Origin of the sequence: Kribbella solani (assembly GCF_014205295.1) — a bacterium.
GTDB lineage: Bacteria > Actinomycetota > Actinomycetes > Propionibacteriales > Kribbellaceae > Kribbella > Kribbella solani.
Map to the genome: position 1 here is coordinate 3274114 of NZ_JACHNF010000001.1, position 16362 is coordinate 3290475.

A 16362-nucleotide genomic window follows, 5' to 3' on the forward strand; every position below is an offset into this window, starting at 1 on the left:
ACTACCTGTTGAGCTGCCGATGATCGTCGGCGGCGAGGCTGGCGAGCAGGCCGAGCTTTTCGGCGGACGGGCTGCCTGGTTCGGCGGTGTAGACCAGCAGGACCAGGCCGGGGTCGGCAGTCAGGGCCAGCTCCTCGTAGACCAGCGTGAGTTCGCCGACCTCCGGGTGATGGAAGCGTTTGGTACCGGCGCCATGGGTGCGGACGTCGTGGGCACCCCAGAGCCGACGGAAGGTCTCGCTCTGAGTGGACAGCTCGCCGACGAGGTCCTGGAGGCCACGGTCGTGCGGATCCCGACCGGCCTCGGCGCGCATGATCCCGACACACATCCGCGCGAACAGCTCCCAGTCCGGGTAGAAGTCGCGCGCCGCCGGGTCGAGGAACTGGAACCGGGCCAGGTTCGGCGTCCGCCCGCCGTCGCCGATCACCGGCGAGTAGAAGACGCGGCCGAGCGCGTTCGTGGCGAGCAGGTCCTGCGCCGGGTTGCGAACGAACGCGATCCCGTCGGTGATTGCGTCCAGCGCCCATTGCAGGCTCGTCCGGTTCGCGGTCCGCGGCGTGGACCGGCGCCGCCGGCGCCCCGACGACGGAACGCCGTCGGCCGCACGGGCGAGGTCCAGGAGATGCGCCCGTTCGGTGTCATCGAGCCGCAGGGCCTGCGCGAGCGCTTCCAGTACGGCGGCCGACGCCCCGGCGATCGCGCCCCGCTCGAGCTTCGCGTAGTACTCGATGCTCACTCCGGCCAGGATCGCGACTTCGCTGCGCCGCAGCCCTGGCACCCGCCGCTGGCCCACCGTCGGCAGACCGACCTCGGACGGTGTCAGCTTGGCCCGGCGCGAAACCAGGAACTCGCGGACCTCGGCCTTGTTGTCCATGATCTCGACAGTACCCGCGCCGCACCGCCCAAGGGGTGCCCTGCGGGTACACCTCAGCAGCGTGACTTCCTCCCGGCCGCGTACGGCGGTTGCCTGGAACCGTGACCATCACCCGACCGCAGCAGGCGGTACTCACGACCACGGTGCTCGGAACAGTCGTACTGATCACCGCGATCGCACCGTTGGCCACGGACATGTACGTACCGGCGTTCCCGCTGGTCGCTCGCGATCTCAACGCGAACGCCACCCAAGTGCAGCTCACGCTGACCACCTTCTTCGTCGGCATGGCTTTGGGTCAGCTGTTCGGCGGACCGTTCTCGGATCGCGCCGGGCGTCGGCGTCCGCTGCTGATCGCGCTGCTGGTGCTGACTGCCGCGTCGGCGCTCTGCGGGCTCAGTCCGGCCATCGGTTTGATGATGGTCGCCCGGTTTGTTCAGGGGTTCAGCGGTGGCTGGGCGATGGTGATCGCGCGTTCGCTCGTCGTCGACCTCACCTCGGGACCACGGCTGGTCCGGGCGATGAACCTGGTGGCCGGGGTCGCCGGCGCCGCGCCGATCGTCGGACCGTTGCTCGGCGCAATGATCTTGCAGTTCTCGCAGTGGCGGGTGTCGTTCTGGGTCGTTGCCGGACTGGCCGGAGTGATGGTGATCACGGTCGCGGTCGGCGTACCCGAAACGCTGGCGGTGCGGCATCGTGGCGGCCTTGCCGAGTTGATCACCTCGGCGGGGAAAGTGCTGCGGCAGCGCGAGTTCACCGGCTACCTGGTGATGTTCGCGTTCTCGATGGGGACGATCTTCGCGTACGTTGCCACGTCGGCCTTCGTCCTGCAGTCGATGAACGGGTTGTCGCCGATCGCCTACTCGGTGGACTTTGCGTTCAATGCCGTTGGTCTGACCATCGCTACGCTGGTCGCCGGACGGCTCGCCGGGCGGGTTCCGACCCGGCGCGTGATCGGTGCCGGGTTGGCGGCAACCAGTCTCGCGGGCGTACTGCTGCTGGCCGGCGCGTTGTTCGGGATGCCGTTGGTGATCGCGCTGATCGGGTTCTTCGTACTCATGACCGCCCAAGGACTGATCGGTCCCAACGCCGGTGCGCTCGCTTCCGGCGCCGTACCCGAACATCCCGGTACTGGTTCGGCGCTGCTCGGTTTCCTGCAGTGGTGCATGGCCGGTCTCATCGCGCCGCTCGCGGGCCTCGGCGGCGAGCACACGGCCGTACCGATGGCGGTCATCGTGCTCGTACTCACAGCTTCGTCCCTGATTGCGATTCGCGCTTCAGACCACTGCTAGGACGGCGCGGGCGTGGGCTTTGGCCGCGGCTCGGGTCGGGGCGGGGCGGAGGCCGAGCAGGCGCTGGCGGTGCGGCTCGCCGAGGAGCAGCGCGAAGAGGGCTTCGGCGCGGACGGCGTCGGGCTCGGGCAGGCGCGCGTCGATGGCCGCGATGTACGTTCGCGGGCCGTCCTGATAGAAGCGCACCGCGAGCTCAGGGAACGTACGCGCCTCGGCGATCATCAGCCGGTGCAGGCCGATCGCCTCGTCGGAGTGCAGCGCGAAGACGATCTTCGCGGCGAGCTGTTCGAGCGTGTCGGCGCGCGCGGGCTGTTCGAGGGTACGGTCGCGGAGCCGCTCGACGGCGGCCAGGAAGATCTCGGTGCGATCGCCGAAGTACGCGTAGATGGTGCGTTTGGTCACCCGCGCCTCGGCGACCACGTCGTCGAGCGTGACCTGCGCGTACCCGTCCGCGATCAGCAACCGGACGGCGGCGTCCAGGATGTCGTCCCGGCGCCGCGCGCGCTCGGCCTCGGTCGGGCGGCCGCGTTTGCGGGCCTCGGCGGGCATCTCGTACCTCCGGTTCGGCGACGTCGGTAGCTATTCTATAATGAAACGGATTTCGGTTCATTAGAAGGAGACCCCTGCGATGCCCGCAACCAAGGCCCGCCCGCCGAAGCGCCCGGCCCGCTCCGCGCCTCCGGCCCGCTCCGTACCCAAGGAGCAGTCGTTGGCGTTCTACCGGCAGATGGTGTTCGTCCGCCGGTTCGAAGAACGCGCCGCCCGTGCGTACACGGAAGCGAAGATCGGCGGCTACTGCCATCTGAACCTCGGCGAGGAGGCCACCGTCGCCGGCCTGATCGCGGCGATGGCGCCGGACGACTACCTGTTCACCAACTACCGCGAGCACGGGTACGCCCTGGCCCGCGGCATCGCGCCCGAACGGGTGATGGCCGAGTTGTACGGGCGGTCGGACGGGGTGTCGAAGGGATGGGGCGGGTCGATGCACATGTTCGACCTCGCGTCTCGGTTCATGGGTGGGTACGGCATCGTCGGCGGTCAGTTGCCGCTGGCAACCGGTGCGGCGCTCGCGATCGACTACCGCGACGGCGGCGAGGCGGTCGTTTGCCTGATGGGCGACGGAACCACCAACATCGGCGCGTTCCACGAGTCGCTGAACTTGGCCGCCTTGTGGGGGCTGCCAATTGTTTATGTTGTCGTGAACAACGGTCTCGGGATGGGTACGACGGTCGAGCAGTCCTCGGCGGAACCTGAGCTGTACAAGCGCGCCGGCTCGTACCGGATGGCGTCCGCGCGGGTCGACGGCAACGATCCGGCCGCCGTGTACGACGGCATGCGGACCGCGCTTTTGGCGGCGCGAGCCGGGCGGCCGTACCTGCTGGAGGCTGTTTCGGAACGGCTCAAGGGGCATTCGGTGGTGGACCCGGCTCGGTATCGCAGTCGCGAAGAGGCGGAGGCGCTGAAGGCGGCCGATCCGATCGCCGCGTACGCCGTGAAGCTGCATGAACGTGGGGTGCTCACCGACGAGCTGATTGCCGAGATCGACGGTGAAGCGATTGCCGCGGTCGCCAGGGCGGTGGAGTTTGCGGAGGGCAGTCCGGAGCCGGAGGTGGCGACGTTGTTCGACTACACGTACGCGACGCCGGTGCCGAACGACTCGCGCCGACTGCCTGGGGAAGCGTTGTTTCCGGAGGTTTCGGGGGTTTCGGGGGTTTCGGCATGAGTGTGATCAGTTATCGGCAGGCGTTGCACGACGCGCTCCGGTCGGAGCTGGTACGGGACGAGAACGTGTTCCTGATCGGCGAGGAGATCGGGCGGTTCGAGGGCTCGTACAAGATCACTGCCGGTCTGCTGACCGAGTTCGGCCCGCGGCGGGTCCGGGACACGCCGATCGCCGAAGAAGGGTTCACCGGCGCCGCGATCGGAGCCGCGATGCTCGGGCTACGGCCGGTGGTCGAAATCATGACGATCAACTTCTCACTGCTCGCCCTCGATCAGATTGTCAACAATGCGGCAAAGATCTACGGCATGTTCGGCGGGCAGTCGCGGGTGCCGCTGGTGATTCGTACGCCCGGTGGTGGCGGTCAGCAACTAGGCGCCACGCATTCGCAGAACATCGAGCTGTACTACGCGTTCGTACCCGGGATGAAGGTGGTCGCGCCGTCCAGTCCCGCCGACGCGAAAGCCCTGATGCTGGCCGCGATCCGCGACGACGATCCCGTCCTGGTGCTGGAGAACCTTGCCTTGTACAACAGCACCGGCGAAGTACCCGACGATCTCGAACCGGCCGAGATCGGGCGGGCAACGGTCACCCGGGTGGGCGCTGACATCACCGTCGTCGCGTACTCGCGGATGGCGGCCGTCGCGCTCGAAGTTGCCGAACACCTTGCCGGTGAAGGGATCGACGTCGAGGTGGTCGACCTGCGCAGCCTGCGACCGCTCGACCGGGACACGATCATCGGGTACGAAAGACGAACTGCGCGGTCGTGCTGGAAGACGACTGGCTGACGTACGGCATCGGCGCCGAGGTCGCCGCGACGATCTCGGACGGCGCGTTCGACTGGCTGGACGCCCCGGTCCGCCGGGTCGCGATGGCCGAGGTACCGATGCCGTACGCAAAGTCCCTAGAAGCCGCCGCCCTCCCATCCCCCAACGACGCCATCACCGCCATCACCGCCATCCACCAAACCCTAACCGCCGCAGCCCGCCGCCACTGACCACCGCCGAAACCGCTGGCCCCGCGACCGACTCTCCCACTACTGACCGCACCGCCTGCCGCCGCCGAACCGCTGAACCCCTGCCGAAGAGGACCCCATGACCGACATCCTCATGCCCCGCCTGTCCGACACCATGACCGAAGGCGCGATCGCCACCTGGCACAAACACCCCGGCGACCCAGTCGCCGCCGGCGACGTCCTGGTCGAAATCGAAACCGACAAGGCCCTAATGGAACAAGAGGCCTACGAACCCGGCACCCTCACCGAAATCCTCGTCCCCGAAGGCCAATCCGCCCCCATCGGCACCCCCATAGCCCGCCTAACCCCCACCACCCGACCCAGCCCCACCACCCCGGCCGCCGATCCGACCGGTGCACCGATCCCGTCCGCTACATCGTCCGCACCTGTTGACCGCCGGCCCGCCACCCCGCTCGTACGCCGACTGGCCCGCGAACGCGGCATCGACCTGTCGACAATCCTCGGCTCCGGCCCCAGCGGCCGCATCGTCCGCGCCGACCTGGACACCATCCCCGCACTCCCCGACACCCCCACGTCCCCCGACATCCCGGTGACGCCGACCGGCCGGTCAGCCGACGACGCACGCGAACCACGGGCCATACCCTTCGACGCCATCCGCCAATCGATCGCCGCCCGGCTGACCGAGAGCAGCACCACCATCCCCACCTTCACGGCGACAACCTCAGCCGACGTCGAAGACCTCCTCACCCTCCGCACCCAGATCAACCAGTCCCACACCACCCCCAACACCACACCAGGCACCACACCAGGCGTCCGCGCCACACCAAGCGTCAGCACCACACCGAGCGCCACACCGAGCGCCACACCGAGCACCGGTACTACGCCGGGCACCGGCGCGACGCCGGGCACCGGCGCGACGCCGAGCATCGGTACTACGCCGGGCACCGACCAGGACCCCGCACGCGGCACCGGCTCGATCCCAGGCATGAGAATCAGCCTCAACGACCTGCTCGTCCGAGCCACCGCTCTCGCCCTCCGCGCCCACCCCGGCATCAACGCGTCCTACTCCCCCAAGGATCGTGGCCAAACCCTTCTCCACCACCGCATCCATGTCGGCATCGCGATCGCCGCGCCGGCCGGTCTCGTCGTACCCGTCATCCGCGACGCCGATCGCGCGTCCGTCAGCACGATCTCCACCACCACCCGCGAGTACGTCACCAACGCCGCCGACCGCAGATTGTCAACAATCGACCTCAGCGACGGCACCTTCACCATCAGCAACCTCGGCATGTACGGGATCGAGCACTTCACCGCGATCATCAACCCACCCCAAGGCGCGATCCTCGCCGTCGGCGCGACGTACGACGAACCCACTCTCAGCAACGGCGAATGGCGCACCCGCAAACGCCTCCGGTACACCCTTACCGCCGACCACCGCATCATCGACGGCGCCCTCGCCGCCCAGTTCCTCGCCACCTTGACGGCACTCCTCGAAAACCCACTCAGAATCATCGCCTGACGAGCAACAGGCGGGTAGGTTCGGTTGCCGGTACCGATCGAAGCGCGGGCAGCACAGGAGGCGAAGCGATGAGAGCTCTTCTCACCTCATCCGGCATCAAGAACGCCAGCATTCACGACGCCCTGGTGGACCTGCTCGGCAAACCCATCGCGGAATCCAACGCCCTCTTCATCCCGACCGCGATCTACCCGTTCCCCGGCGGCCCCGGAATGGCCTATCGAGCCCTTACAGGCAAATCAGCTTCGCCCCTCTGCGACCTGGGCTGGAAATCCCTCGGAATCCTGGAACTGACCGCCCTCCCAAGCATCGACAAATCCGCCTGGGAACCAGCCATCCGCGACGCCGACGCGCTCCTGGTCTGGGGCGGCGACCCCTTGTACCTAGCCAACTGGATGCACCGCTCCGGCCTCACCGAACTTATACCGACCCTCCGCCCAGAAGCCGTGTACGTAGGTGTCAGCGCCGGCGCGATAGCCGCAACGACCACCTTTGTCGAAACGTACACGGAACCACCCCGCGGAGAGGACCGCCCGCTCAAATCAGAACCCGCAGTTTTCACCACCCCCGAAGGCGACGTGAACCGAACCTTGGTCACCGGCCGCGGCGCCGGCTTGGTGGATTTCGCCGTCATCCCCCATTTGAATCACCCCGACCACCCCGATGCTTCCCTCGCCAACGCAAAACTCTGGGCGTCCCACATCCCCTGCCCCACTTACGCCCTGGACGACGAATCAGCCCTGAAGATCACCGAAACCACCACCGAAGTTGTCTCCGAAGGCACCTGGCAACTCTTCAACTCGTAACCGAAGCGCGCTAGCAGGTTCCGGCCGCGGTGGTGGTTCCGAAGCCGATCGCGAACCCGGCAAGTACGGGCATCTTCGGCGCGATCAGCACGCCGGCGACGATGAGACCCACGGACAGCCAGCAGGACGCGGTCGTGTCCTCGGCCTCGAACGCCGCCCCCGGAGCGTTGAGCTTCGCGAGCAACATTTCGCGAAGACCACCGTACGAGCCGGACTTCGTACTCAACGCCGCTATCGCCTCGGATGTCGCCCCGCCCGCCGTGAGCCGGTTGATCAAGGTGGCCTGATCGTACGCGGCGAACCGCTCAACCATGGCCGGGATCAAATTCCTGACCTGCGCGCTCAGGGTACGTTGCCCGGGTCCGGTCTGCGCGTACAACTCGGCTGCCGCGGCTTGGCGGACAAGGAGATCGAACATCTCAACGACCGACTTGCCCACCTGCTGCTCGAACTGCTCACCGGCCGGCGCCTCGTCCGTGTCCGACAGCTTCGGTCGGGCACCGGGGCGTGATCTGAGCTTGCCGGCCAGCCCAGCCGCGGAGATCGGCTCGAACGAATCCAGGAAAAGTGCCTCCGCGGCAGGAACCTGGTACTCCATGATCTGCGAGCCGGCGGCGTCGTAGGTGCCCGTTTCGGTGCCCCCGACGGCGTACTGCCGCGGCATCCAGACGATCGTGTTCCCGTGATCGTAGCCATCACACGGGCACGGCTCGGTGACGCAGGCACACGGATTCACCGGGTTCAGACCGCGAGCCACCAGCGGATCATCAACACTCGCGGCGAGAGGTACCGCCTTGAAAGCGACCGTGCCCTGCATCGCGGCATCCACCGCCCGTAGCCGTTGCTCAGCCACGTCTCGCATCGTCCTCACCCCATTCCGATCGGATGCTTGTGGCGCTAGCACAGAGCGAGCGCGAGACCGGCTCCCATTCCGGCCACCAGGCAGCCGGTTCCGACGGTCTTGAAGCACGTCATCAGACCTCCACCCACAACCCCGACGAGCAAGTCGCAGGCCACCACCTCGCGAGAGTAGGACGCCGGTGCGTCGCCGACGACCCGTCGCATCGCGTCGATAACACCTTGCGCGTAATCTTCGTTGCTCCGGGCAAGGACTTGCTCAGCATTGGAACGATCTCCGGGCGCGAGTCCGGTACTCGCCTGTAATTCGCTCCTGAGGTGCTGATTGATCCACGCCTGGTGGTCGGTGAAGATCGCGGTCATCCGCCGGGCATGACGCTCGAGCGGCGCGGCGGCGGCAGCGATCCGCTCGTCCAGGTAATCGCCCGGCCCAGTCGGCCCGCTCGTCGCCGAGTTCGCCAGCTTCTGCGCTTGCAGCAGCAACACGAAGTTCAGCATTTCAGTCGCCGCCAGCGTGATTTCCAGCAGTTCATCGGTGGTCGGCTCGGCACTGCGCACGTCCATGACAATTCCCCCCTGCTCTGGCTCCCCAGCCCCCTGTAACAGTCCAAAACCGGACAGTTTCCGAGAGTAGCGACCCGGGCGGCCAAAGAACAGGGCTCACATTCGCGCGCGGAGTACGTCCACCTCGGCACCTGGTACGAATGGGTCGAAATCGTGTTCGATCAGCCAACGAGTCGCCAACAGGCTTCGTACCGACCACCACGCGTGAATCACGTCGACATCGACGTCCGCGCCGTACCCCTCGACAACATCACCAAGACGGTCTGGATGCGCGAGCGTCAATGTGGCGAGATCGCGTAAACCGTCGCCACTGCCCGCCTCGGACCAATCGATAATGCCGGTCAGCTCGTCGCCCGCCACGAACACATGCGCGACATGCAAATCCCCATGCGTGAACACCGGAGCCCACGGCCGCAGCGCCGCCTCCGCGACCTGCCGGTTACGCGTCACCAGGTCCGCCGGCAAGATCCCGCCCGCCACCAGCCGTTCGCACTCGGCATCAAGGTCCGCCGCCAACTTGTCGACAGCCTGTCCACCCCGACTGGGCCAAGGCGGCACCGGTGCATCATGCAACTTCCGTACCGCCGCCCCGGCCGCGGCCCAAGCCGCCGGCGACGCGACCGACGGCTCACCCAACGTCGCGAGCACCGTCCCCGGCACCGCCGAAATCGCCAGCACCGAAGGCTGCTGCCACAAAACCCGAGGCGTCGGCACCGGCGCCAAGCCGATCGCCTCAACCTCACGATCAATCCGCCCCTGATCCCCATCCACCTTCAAAAACACGTCCCCCACCCGCAACGTAGCCCGCTCCGAGTGCGCCAACACAACCTGCACCTCATCCATGACCACCCAGTATCACCACCCACACCCACCACCGTCGCCACATTTACCACCCACCCCCTCCCGCCGGCCGAACCCGAGCGAGGATTGACCAAGACATTAACTGCAACTACTGTGGTTTCAGTTCTTCGGTCGAGGGAGCGGACATGGGCATCAGCAGCAGAAGCGCGGTGGCGATTCACGCGCTCACCATGTTGGCGCGCTGGCGGGAGCATACGCTGACCTCGGGCGACATCGCGGACAGCCTGGACAGCAACCCTGTCCTCGTCCGACGCATCCTCGGTACGCTGCGCGACGCCGGCTTGGTGCAGTCGACCGAAGGCCGCGGTGGGGGCTGGACGCTTGCGCGCGCTCCTCGGGCCATCACCCTGTACGACGCGTATGCCGCAGTCGAAACCGGCCCGGTACTCGCCGGGCACGCCCATCCGCCGAGTGCCGAATGCGAGGTCGGGCGCAACATTCAGGCGCTTCTCGAAGCCGAGTTCCGCGCGGCCGAGCAGGCACTGGAACATCGACTCGGCCGCACCACGATCGCCCACCTCGTGAGGCAGGTGCTTGCGAAGGAGCGCGAGCTCGGCCTGCAGCGCTGAAGCACAACAAGGCCGGGCCAGCCCCCGGCCTTCCTTTTCACCCAAACTGCAACCATTGCAGTATCAGTTGATTTCGGAGAACCCGATTCATGACGGCAACTACCGCGGCTGAGCACGCTCCCATCCAGAAGTCTCTGCTGGCGTTGCTGATGCCGGCGATGCTGGTCACGGTCGTCGCCAGCGACATGGTCAATCTCATGCTGCCTTCGATCGGAAAACAGTTCGGCGCCTCCGAGGCAGAGCTCGCCTGGGTCGTCACCGGTTTCCTGCTGATGTTCTCGATCGGCATCCCCTGCTACGGCCGCATCTCCGACCGCGTCAGCCTCCGGCGGCTCTTCGGGTTCGCGCTGTCGGTCTACGCCGCGGGCAGTCTGGTCTGCGCGCTGGCCCCGAACCTCCCCGCCCTGGTCGCCGGCCGAATCGTGACCGGTGCGGGCGCCGCCGCGATTCCGGTGCTCGCGATCGTCGCGGTCACGCGCCTGATGCCCGAAGGAAGGCGCGGCACGGGCATCGGCGTACTCTCCGCGGCCGCGGGCATCGGCACGGCTGCCGGGCCGGCACTCGGCGGCGGGATCGGCCAGCACCTCGGCTGGTCCGCGCTCTTCTGGTTCATGTTCGCCATCTCGCTCGTCCTTCTTCCCGCGGCATTGCACGTACTTCCGGACCACCGGCCATCTCACGCCGGCAGGTTCGACTTCGTCGGTGGTGCGCTGCTCGGCCTCGGCGCTGGGCTGCTGCTGTTCGGCATCACACAGTTACAGGTCGCCGGGCTATCGGCGCCGGAGTCCTGGGCGAGCATCTCGGTTGCAGTGCTGGCGCTCATACTCTTCGGATGGCGCACGGTTCGAGTCGCGCATCCGTTCGTGCCGCCAGCACTTTTCGCCAACCGGACCTATCGTGTCTCGGTCTTGATCGCGTTCCTGGCAATGGCCGTGAACCTGGGAGCCTTGGTGTACGTGCCGCTGCTGCTTGTCGAGGTCAACGGCCTCACACCGGGCGAAGGCGCACTGGTCATGATCCCCGCGGGCATCGCCGTCGCCGTGCTCTCACCTCTGATCGGGCGGCTCGCCGACCGGATCGGTACCCGGCCGCTCGTACTGTCCGGCCTCGCGGTTATCGGTGTGTTCGCGCTGTTGCTGTCGACTTTCGCGGGGAACACGTCGGTCCTGCCGGCAGGAGTCGGCGTGCTCGGCCTGAGTATCGGCTTCATTTTCGTGATCACTCCGATCATCAGCGCCGCGGCGGGCTCACTGCCCGCGGCACAGGTCGGCGTGGGCCTCGGACTCCTGCAAGGCGCGCAGTTCCTTGGTGCCGGCGCCGGGCCGGCTGTGTTCGGCGTGCTGGTGACCGCGCTGCGCGAAAGCGGCAGGGCTGCGACGAATCCCTTCCATGCAACCGCCGACGGTGCCGCGTACTCGGATGCGTTCCTGCTCATGTCCTTGGTAGCCGCCGCGGCGCTCCTGACCGCGATCCGGCTGCGCCCGAGGATGACCCGATGAAGACGGTCGTCATTACCGGCGGCACTTCCGGTATCGGCGCGGCCCTCGCCCGTACGTACGTGGAACGAGGCAATCGAGTCGTCGTCATCGGGCCGGACCTCGCGAAAGGACACCGGTTTCTCGAACTGGCCGGGGATCTCGGGCGGTTCATCCAGGCCGACCTCAGCCTGGTCAGCGAGAACCGGCGGGTCATCAACGTACTGGAGGAGGTGACCCCAGTGATCGACGCGCTGGTCCTGTGCGCACGCTTTTTCCGCTCTCACCGGCTGGTGACCACCGAGGGTTTCGAGCACAATTTCGCCCTCTTCTACCTGAGCCGCTTCCTGCTCTCGTACGGCCTGGCCAACCGAATGGAATCTGCCGAGAGTCCCGTGATCATGAACGTCGCAGGCCCCGGCGTCGGCCCACCAACAGTGAACTGGGAGGACCTCGGCCTCGAACACAGCTACGACGGCTGGGCCGCCATGGCTCAAGGCGGCCGCCTGAACGACCTCCTCGGAGTCTCGTTCGCCACGGGACTGCGGCGGGTGCGCTACGTCCTGCACTTCCCCGGCGGCACCAAGACTGGTTTCGCGGGGGAATTCGACCCCGCCACCGCCGCACAAATCGCCGACATGAAACGCACCGCCCAGCCGATCGACCAAGCCATCGCGCCGATCATCAACCTCCTCGAGAACCCACCCCGAGACCCCCTGAGCGCCTTCATGCTCGACACCCAACTCAGCCTCCATCACCCCACCTTCAATCCAGCGGCAGCGGCCCACCTCAACCGACTCACCAGGCGCCTACTACCGGCGTAGCCACCACCCGGAGCCAGTTGAACCAGACGCGAGGTTACGCTCTGTCAGCCTTCGCTGGATCTCGCTCAGCTCGGCGAACTGAGCGGGAGCTGGGTAGTTCTAACTGTCAGGCGGAGAGGTGGCGATGACGCGCTTGATTCCGATGAGGCTCTGGTAGCGCTCGCGTTTCGCGAACTCTGGCATCTCCCAGACGGCCGGGCGTCCTGCCTCCGCGCACAGGTGAAGTACGCGTCCCTCTTCCGCCCAGATCCCCACGTGGGCGCCATATGCATCGTTTGTCGCGTTGAACAGCAACAGATCGAGCGGCCGCGCAACTCGTACGCGAATCGTGGCCTGCGTGTCGCTCCAGAGTTCGCTGGATCGCAGAGCCGGTATCGCTAAGCCGAAGTGCCGGAGAACCTCGTACGCGAACAGCTGACAGTTCGCGCCCAGCGCAAGCCCGGGACGATCGCGTACCGCGCTGGAACCCGGAAACCGCGCGCCCACGTACCGCACGCCCCAGAAAGCGGCCGGCAGTTGGTCGAACAACCTCAATCGTCCGATGCTTCGGGGCGTGGCGTTTGACCCGCCTCGATAGCGCTGAGGATGCTCGGCAGGCCGGCCGGGTGTGCCAGTTTCAAGTCCGCGAGTTCACTCGGCCGGAACCAGCGCAGGTCGTCGTGCTCCTCCGGCTCGGCGTTGACCGGTTCTCCGTCCCAGCGCGTGATGAGGAACGCGTACATGTCGAGGTTCGGGTCACTGATCCTCATCGGGACGGGCACGGGGTCGTGTACCTGAACCCCGAGTTCTTCAAGACACTCCCGCCTAACCGCCTGCCGAGGCGACTCACCCTCCTCAACATGACCACCGACAAGGTCCCAACAGTCCGGATACACCCGCCGCGCCGGATGCCGATGCACCAACAACACAAGGCCGTCCCGCACCAACACACCAACCGCAATCCGCACCCGTTCAACCACAACCCCACCCTAACCGCGAACACCCTCCCCCAACCGCTGGATCGCTGCGGGTGGATCATCTGCAAGGTAGAGGATCCTGAGCGGGGCCGCATAGCGGCTGCCTGGGTCAGGGCGCTGATGCTCCTCATCGCGCGGGATCGGCGTACCCGAATCGATCCACGCCAGCGCTGTTCGAATGCGCTGCTGATCCGCGGACTTGAATTCGACTCGCACGTCCGCGAGCTGAGGAGCGCCCCTCCCAACCTGGACATCCAGAATCACGGAATCCGCTCCTGCATGAACACCCGAGCTCAAGAAGTCCTGGGCCGGGTCAGCCCGGGACGTCAGCTCGATCACCGCGATCCCCCCGTAGCCAGTACACACCGCAGCGACCATCCCGAGCCACGTCATCGGCTGCCTGGCGAACTCACTCCACCGCACGCGCAATGATCGCATCTCACCGACGGATACCTGTCAAGCACACGGCTCATCCCCTTGCACACAACGGCCTTTTAGACCGGGACGGTTCGGAGTCGGCTGCAGAAAAGCCATTGGTGTACAGGCAAGTGCGGCGCCACGCTGAACGATGCACCCGACCTTCCAGCGCGATCATGGTCTGGATGGTGTCTAGTCTGGGGTCGTGCGAAGCCCTCGTGTCGGTGTTGATGTACTGCGGGACGAGATCGACGATCTACACCTTGCGGCTTGGGGCGAGGTGATGCGTACGGTGGGTGCGATCGAGCGCGGCGAGTATGCTCCTGCACCTGCTCAGCCCTCTGAGCGGCTCCGCGAGCAGCTCACCGATCCGAGCACTACTCGGTGGGCTGGGTCTCTCGACGGGGTTGTAGTTGGTTCCGCGGAGGTCCGTCCCGCCGGCGAGCCGAAGACGGCGTTTGCTCGCATCTATGTCCTGCCCGACATGCGTGGCAACGGTGTCGGTCGGTCGCTTCTCACTGAAGTGGTCCGTGATCAGCAGGCAGCAGGTATGGAGATTCTCGCCACTACGGTCCTCGCGGATACACCCGGCGCGAGATTCGCGCTCGATCTCGGCGCCGCGATCGGCGACGAACTCGTCATCAACGTGCTGGACTTCGAAACCCTCGACCGTGCTGCCCTTAGGCGCGTCGTCGATACTGACCACATCGGGTACCGCTTGGTGCATTGGTCTGGCCGTACGCCGGACGCCCTGGTCGACTCCTACGCCTTGGCAAAGCGCGCGATCGCCGATGCGCCGAACAACCATCTCCCGACGGGCGCGGTCGTGAAGTGGGATCGCGGCCTCGTACGCCAGAGTGAGCGCGAACGCGCCGACCGCGGTGCCGAGCTGTGGGTCACCGCCGCTGTCGTTGGTTCGTCCACGGTGGCGGCATTCACCGCGGTGGAGGTTGGCCGCTCAGCCGTCGACGTGGGCCAGGAGGACACAGTCGTCGTGGGTGAACACCGACGACTCGGACTGGCCACCTGGGTGAAGGCCGCAATGGCCCTCCGGCTCGCGGACGAGAGGCCGAGCGTTCGCCGTCTGTCCAGCACCACCGCCATCGCCAACACCGGCATGCGAACCGTCAACGCACGCACAGGGTTCCGCGAGCTGACCCGACGCCTCCTCATCACAGCCAACATCGCCGACCTAGCAAAACGACTCCACCCGCCACTCGGCGCTGCATGAGGCACTCCGAACGCAGCTAGCTCGCCCACGCCGGACTGCAACCGATCAACACCTTCGGCCCCACCGGTCCCGGCTGGCTGACCGTCATGATCGACGCAAACTTCAAGAACCAGCTCTACGCCGGCAAGCTGGCCGACCACGACCCGCTCGACACCTCGTTGGAGTGCTGACGCCTTGCCGACCGGACGCTCCTGCTCATACAGCCGCTTGCCTAGGCACCGGCGATCCGCGGCACAGCCAGATCGCCATCACCGGACACGACCAGCTCGCCAATTTCGACAGCTGCGCAACTCGACCCGAGCCCAACCAAACGAGGAGCCACGCACAGCCGGAGTCATTCAAGTACCAGGCCGGCATCACGACCCCGCGAATCGCGCCAGCGGCCGGAGGGCGTGTACTCAGCGCGGCACCAGCGCCGTTGGACTCACGGTCGCCAGGCGCCGCGCAAGTTGTCGAGGCGCGCCTTGGTCACCTTCAGCAAGACGGCTCCCCTCCGCCGACTCAGAACATGCCGTTCGGAACCTCGACGGGGTCGGGCACCGGCTGCACGACGTCCCAGTGCTCGACGATCATTCCGTCCTCCAGCCGCCAGATGTCGACGACAGCGGTGCCATTCAGGTCACCGTCCTCGGCCATGCGGTAGTGCATGACGACATACTTGTCATCCGCGACCACCCGCTTGAGGTCGAGCTTGGCACGAGAGACGGGCGCCGATCGAACGTAGTCAATGAAAGCGTCCCTACCCGACGGGTTACCGGGACTGTGCTCGACGAAGCCCTCCGCGAGCACGTCAGAGAGCACATCAATGTTTCCTGCCGCGAACTCGGCGAACGCGGCCATCGTCAGCCGACGATTCGCAGCAGCAACAGATTCAGTCATACATCGATCGTGCGACCTCACCACGGCACATGTCGATTACCTCTGATGTCAGTACACGGATACCTACCCGGTCGCAGAACTGCACAGCGGACCACCATGACATCACCGCACTTCCAAGGAAATGGCGACTGCGGCGGCACCTGCATCAACTCGGACTCGCCAGCAGTAGCGGCCTCCTGCGAGCCGAGCAGCTGGTTGGGCACAAGAGCACCCCAGTGGCCAAGAGGGTCTACCGGCATGAACTACGGCCGGTCATCCAGACCGGCGCAGTCAAGATGAACGTGGTCTTCCCGGGGTCGGGAGCGATTCGGACCCACAGCCTCCCTTTAGCCTCCCGGGTCATGCAAGAGGCCGGTTTCCCGAGTGGGGAACCGGCCTCTGATCTGCGGTGGAGCTTAGGGGATTCGAACCCCTGACCTCTTCCATGCCATGGAAGCGCGCTACCAACTGCGCCAAAGCCCCGCGGTGTCCTTGCGACTCGGAAAGCTTAGCGGATGGAGGGCGGCAAAGAAAAATCGGTTCTGTAGTGGGGCTGGTGTGGCGTGGG

Annotated in this window: 17 protein-coding genes, 1 tRNA gene and 1 pseudogene; 10 read left to right on the plus strand and 9 right to left on the minus strand. The window is 66.4% G+C overall.

From position 1 onward, the window contains the following. Position 1: 1 nt before the first annotated feature. On the minus strand, positions 2–874 hold the full coding sequence (locus HDA44_RS14630) for a helix-turn-helix transcriptional regulator (RefSeq protein WP_184834699.1): 873 nt from the start codon (positions 872–874) through the stop codon (positions 2–4). 101 nt (positions 875–975) lie between these two features. On the opposite strand from HDA44_RS14630, the gene HDA44_RS14635 reads away from it, so the two are divergent. Further along, a complete protein-coding gene (locus tag HDA44_RS14635; protein ID WP_337906005.1) occupies positions 976–2163 on the plus strand; it encodes a multidrug effflux MFS transporter in 1188 nt (395 codons plus the stop codon). Here the strand turns inward: HDA44_RS14635 and HDA44_RS14640 are convergent. Next, entirely contained in the window at positions 2149–2712 is a 564-nt protein-coding gene (locus tag HDA44_RS14640) for a TetR/AcrR family transcriptional regulator (RefSeq protein WP_184834701.1), read from the minus strand. The genes HDA44_RS14635 and HDA44_RS14640 overlap by 15 nt on opposite strands. A gap of 79 nt (positions 2713–2791) precedes the next feature. On the opposite strand from HDA44_RS14640, the gene pdhA reads away from it, so the two are divergent. The 4 genes and pseudogenes from pdhA (at position 2792) to HDA44_RS14660 (ending at position 7181) form a co-directional block, all read left to right on the plus strand. Beyond that, a complete protein-coding gene (gene pdhA, locus HDA44_RS14645) occupies positions 2792–3886 on the plus strand; it encodes a pyruvate dehydrogenase (acetyl-transferring) E1 component subunit alpha (protein WP_184834703.1) in 1095 nt (364 codons plus the stop codon). Continuing rightward, positions 3883–4880 (plus strand): annotated as a pseudogene (locus tag HDA44_RS14650) (alpha-ketoacid dehydrogenase subunit beta). The gene pdhA and the pseudogene HDA44_RS14650 overlap by 4 nt, the downstream one beginning before the upstream one ends. Positions 4881–4977: 97 nt before the next feature. Continuing rightward, positions 4978–6378 carry a dihydrolipoamide acetyltransferase family protein gene (locus tag HDA44_RS14655; RefSeq protein WP_184834705.1) on the plus strand — a complete coding sequence of 467 codons (1401 nt, stop codon included), beginning with the start codon at positions 4978–4980 and terminating at the stop codon, positions 6376–6378. A 68-nt stretch (positions 6379–6446) separates the two neighbouring features. After that, positions 6447–7181: a Type 1 glutamine amidotransferase-like domain-containing protein gene (locus HDA44_RS14660; protein ID WP_184834707.1), complete on the plus strand. Its 735-nt coding sequence runs from the start codon at positions 6447–6449 to the stop codon at positions 7179–7181. A 10-nt stretch (positions 7182–7191) separates the two neighbouring features. Here HDA44_RS14660 and HDA44_RS14665 read toward each other — a convergent pair whose 3' ends face one another. The 3 genes from HDA44_RS14665 to HDA44_RS14675 all read right to left on the minus strand — a co-directional run bounded on the left by HDA44_RS14665 (position 7192) and on the right by HDA44_RS14675 (position 9446). After that, positions 7192–8043: a hypothetical protein gene (locus HDA44_RS14665; protein ID WP_184834709.1), complete on the minus strand. Its 852-nt coding sequence runs from the start codon at positions 8041–8043 to the stop codon at positions 7192–7194. Positions 8044–8078: 35 nt separating this feature from the next. Next, a complete protein-coding gene (locus HDA44_RS14670) occupies positions 8079–8603 on the minus strand; it encodes a hypothetical protein (RefSeq protein WP_184834711.1) in 525 nt (174 codons plus the stop codon). 96 nt (positions 8604–8699) lie between these two features. Continuing rightward, positions 8700–9446, minus strand: coding sequence for an aminoglycoside phosphotransferase family protein (locus HDA44_RS14675; protein WP_184834713.1), 747 nt, complete (start codon positions 9444–9446; stop codon positions 8700–8702). Between the two features lie 143 nt (positions 9447–9589). On the opposite strand from HDA44_RS14675, the gene HDA44_RS14680 reads away from it, so the two are divergent. The 3 genes from HDA44_RS14680 (at position 9590) to HDA44_RS14690 (ending at position 12332) form a co-directional block, all read left to right on the plus strand. Beyond that, entirely contained in the window at positions 9590–10033 is a 444-nt protein-coding gene (locus HDA44_RS14680; RefSeq protein WP_184834715.1) for an Rrf2 family transcriptional regulator, read from the plus strand. A 149-nt stretch (positions 10034–10182) separates the two neighbouring features. Next, complete coding sequence (locus HDA44_RS14685; RefSeq protein WP_202887370.1) at positions 10183–11532, plus strand: MFS transporter; 1350 nt, start codon at positions 10183–10185, stop codon at positions 11530–11532. Next, on the plus strand, positions 11529–12332 hold the full coding sequence (locus tag HDA44_RS14690) for an SDR family NAD(P)-dependent oxidoreductase (RefSeq protein WP_184834719.1): 804 nt from the start codon (positions 11529–11531) through the stop codon (positions 12330–12332). Before HDA44_RS14685 ends, HDA44_RS14690 begins: the two co-directional genes overlap by 4 nt. Positions 12333–12431: 99 nt before the next feature. Here HDA44_RS14690 and HDA44_RS14695 read toward each other — a convergent pair whose 3' ends face one another. Both HDA44_RS14695 and HDA44_RS14700 read right to left on the minus strand, forming a co-directional pair. Beyond that, entirely contained in the window at positions 12432–12860 is a 429-nt protein-coding gene (locus HDA44_RS14695) for an NlpC/P60 family protein (RefSeq protein WP_202887371.1), read from the minus strand. A 2-nt stretch (positions 12861–12862) separates the two neighbouring features. Next, positions 12863–13291 carry an NUDIX domain-containing protein gene (locus HDA44_RS14700; RefSeq protein ID WP_184834721.1) on the minus strand — a complete coding sequence of 143 codons (429 nt, stop codon included), beginning with the start codon at positions 13289–13291 and terminating at the stop codon, positions 12863–12865. On the opposite strand from HDA44_RS14700, the gene HDA44_RS14705 reads away from it, so the two are divergent. After that, the gene (locus HDA44_RS14705; protein WP_184844905.1) at positions 13172–13720 is read left to right on the plus strand and encodes a hypothetical protein; all 549 of its coding nucleotides are present in this window, start codon (positions 13172–13174) and stop codon (positions 13718–13720) included. The two genes, HDA44_RS14700 and HDA44_RS14705, sit on opposite strands and share 120 nt — an antisense overlap. Before the next feature lie 277 nt (positions 13721–13997). After that, on the plus strand, positions 13998–14936 hold the full coding sequence (locus HDA44_RS14710) for a GNAT family N-acetyltransferase (protein ID WP_184834723.1): 939 nt from the start codon (positions 13998–14000) through the stop codon (positions 14934–14936). A 501-nt stretch (positions 14937–15437) separates the two neighbouring features. Here the strand turns inward: HDA44_RS14710 and HDA44_RS14715 are convergent. Together HDA44_RS14715 and HDA44_RS14720 are read right to left on the minus strand one after the other, a co-directional pair. Beyond that, positions 15438–15815, minus strand: a complete 378-nt coding sequence (locus HDA44_RS14715; protein ID WP_202887372.1) for a nuclear transport factor 2 family protein — start codon at positions 15813–15815, stop codon at positions 15438–15440. A 389-nt stretch (positions 15816–16204) separates the two neighbouring features. Beyond that, positions 16205–16277: transfer RNA gene (locus HDA44_RS14720), tRNA-Ala, on the minus strand. Positions 16278–16362 lie beyond the last annotated feature (85 nt).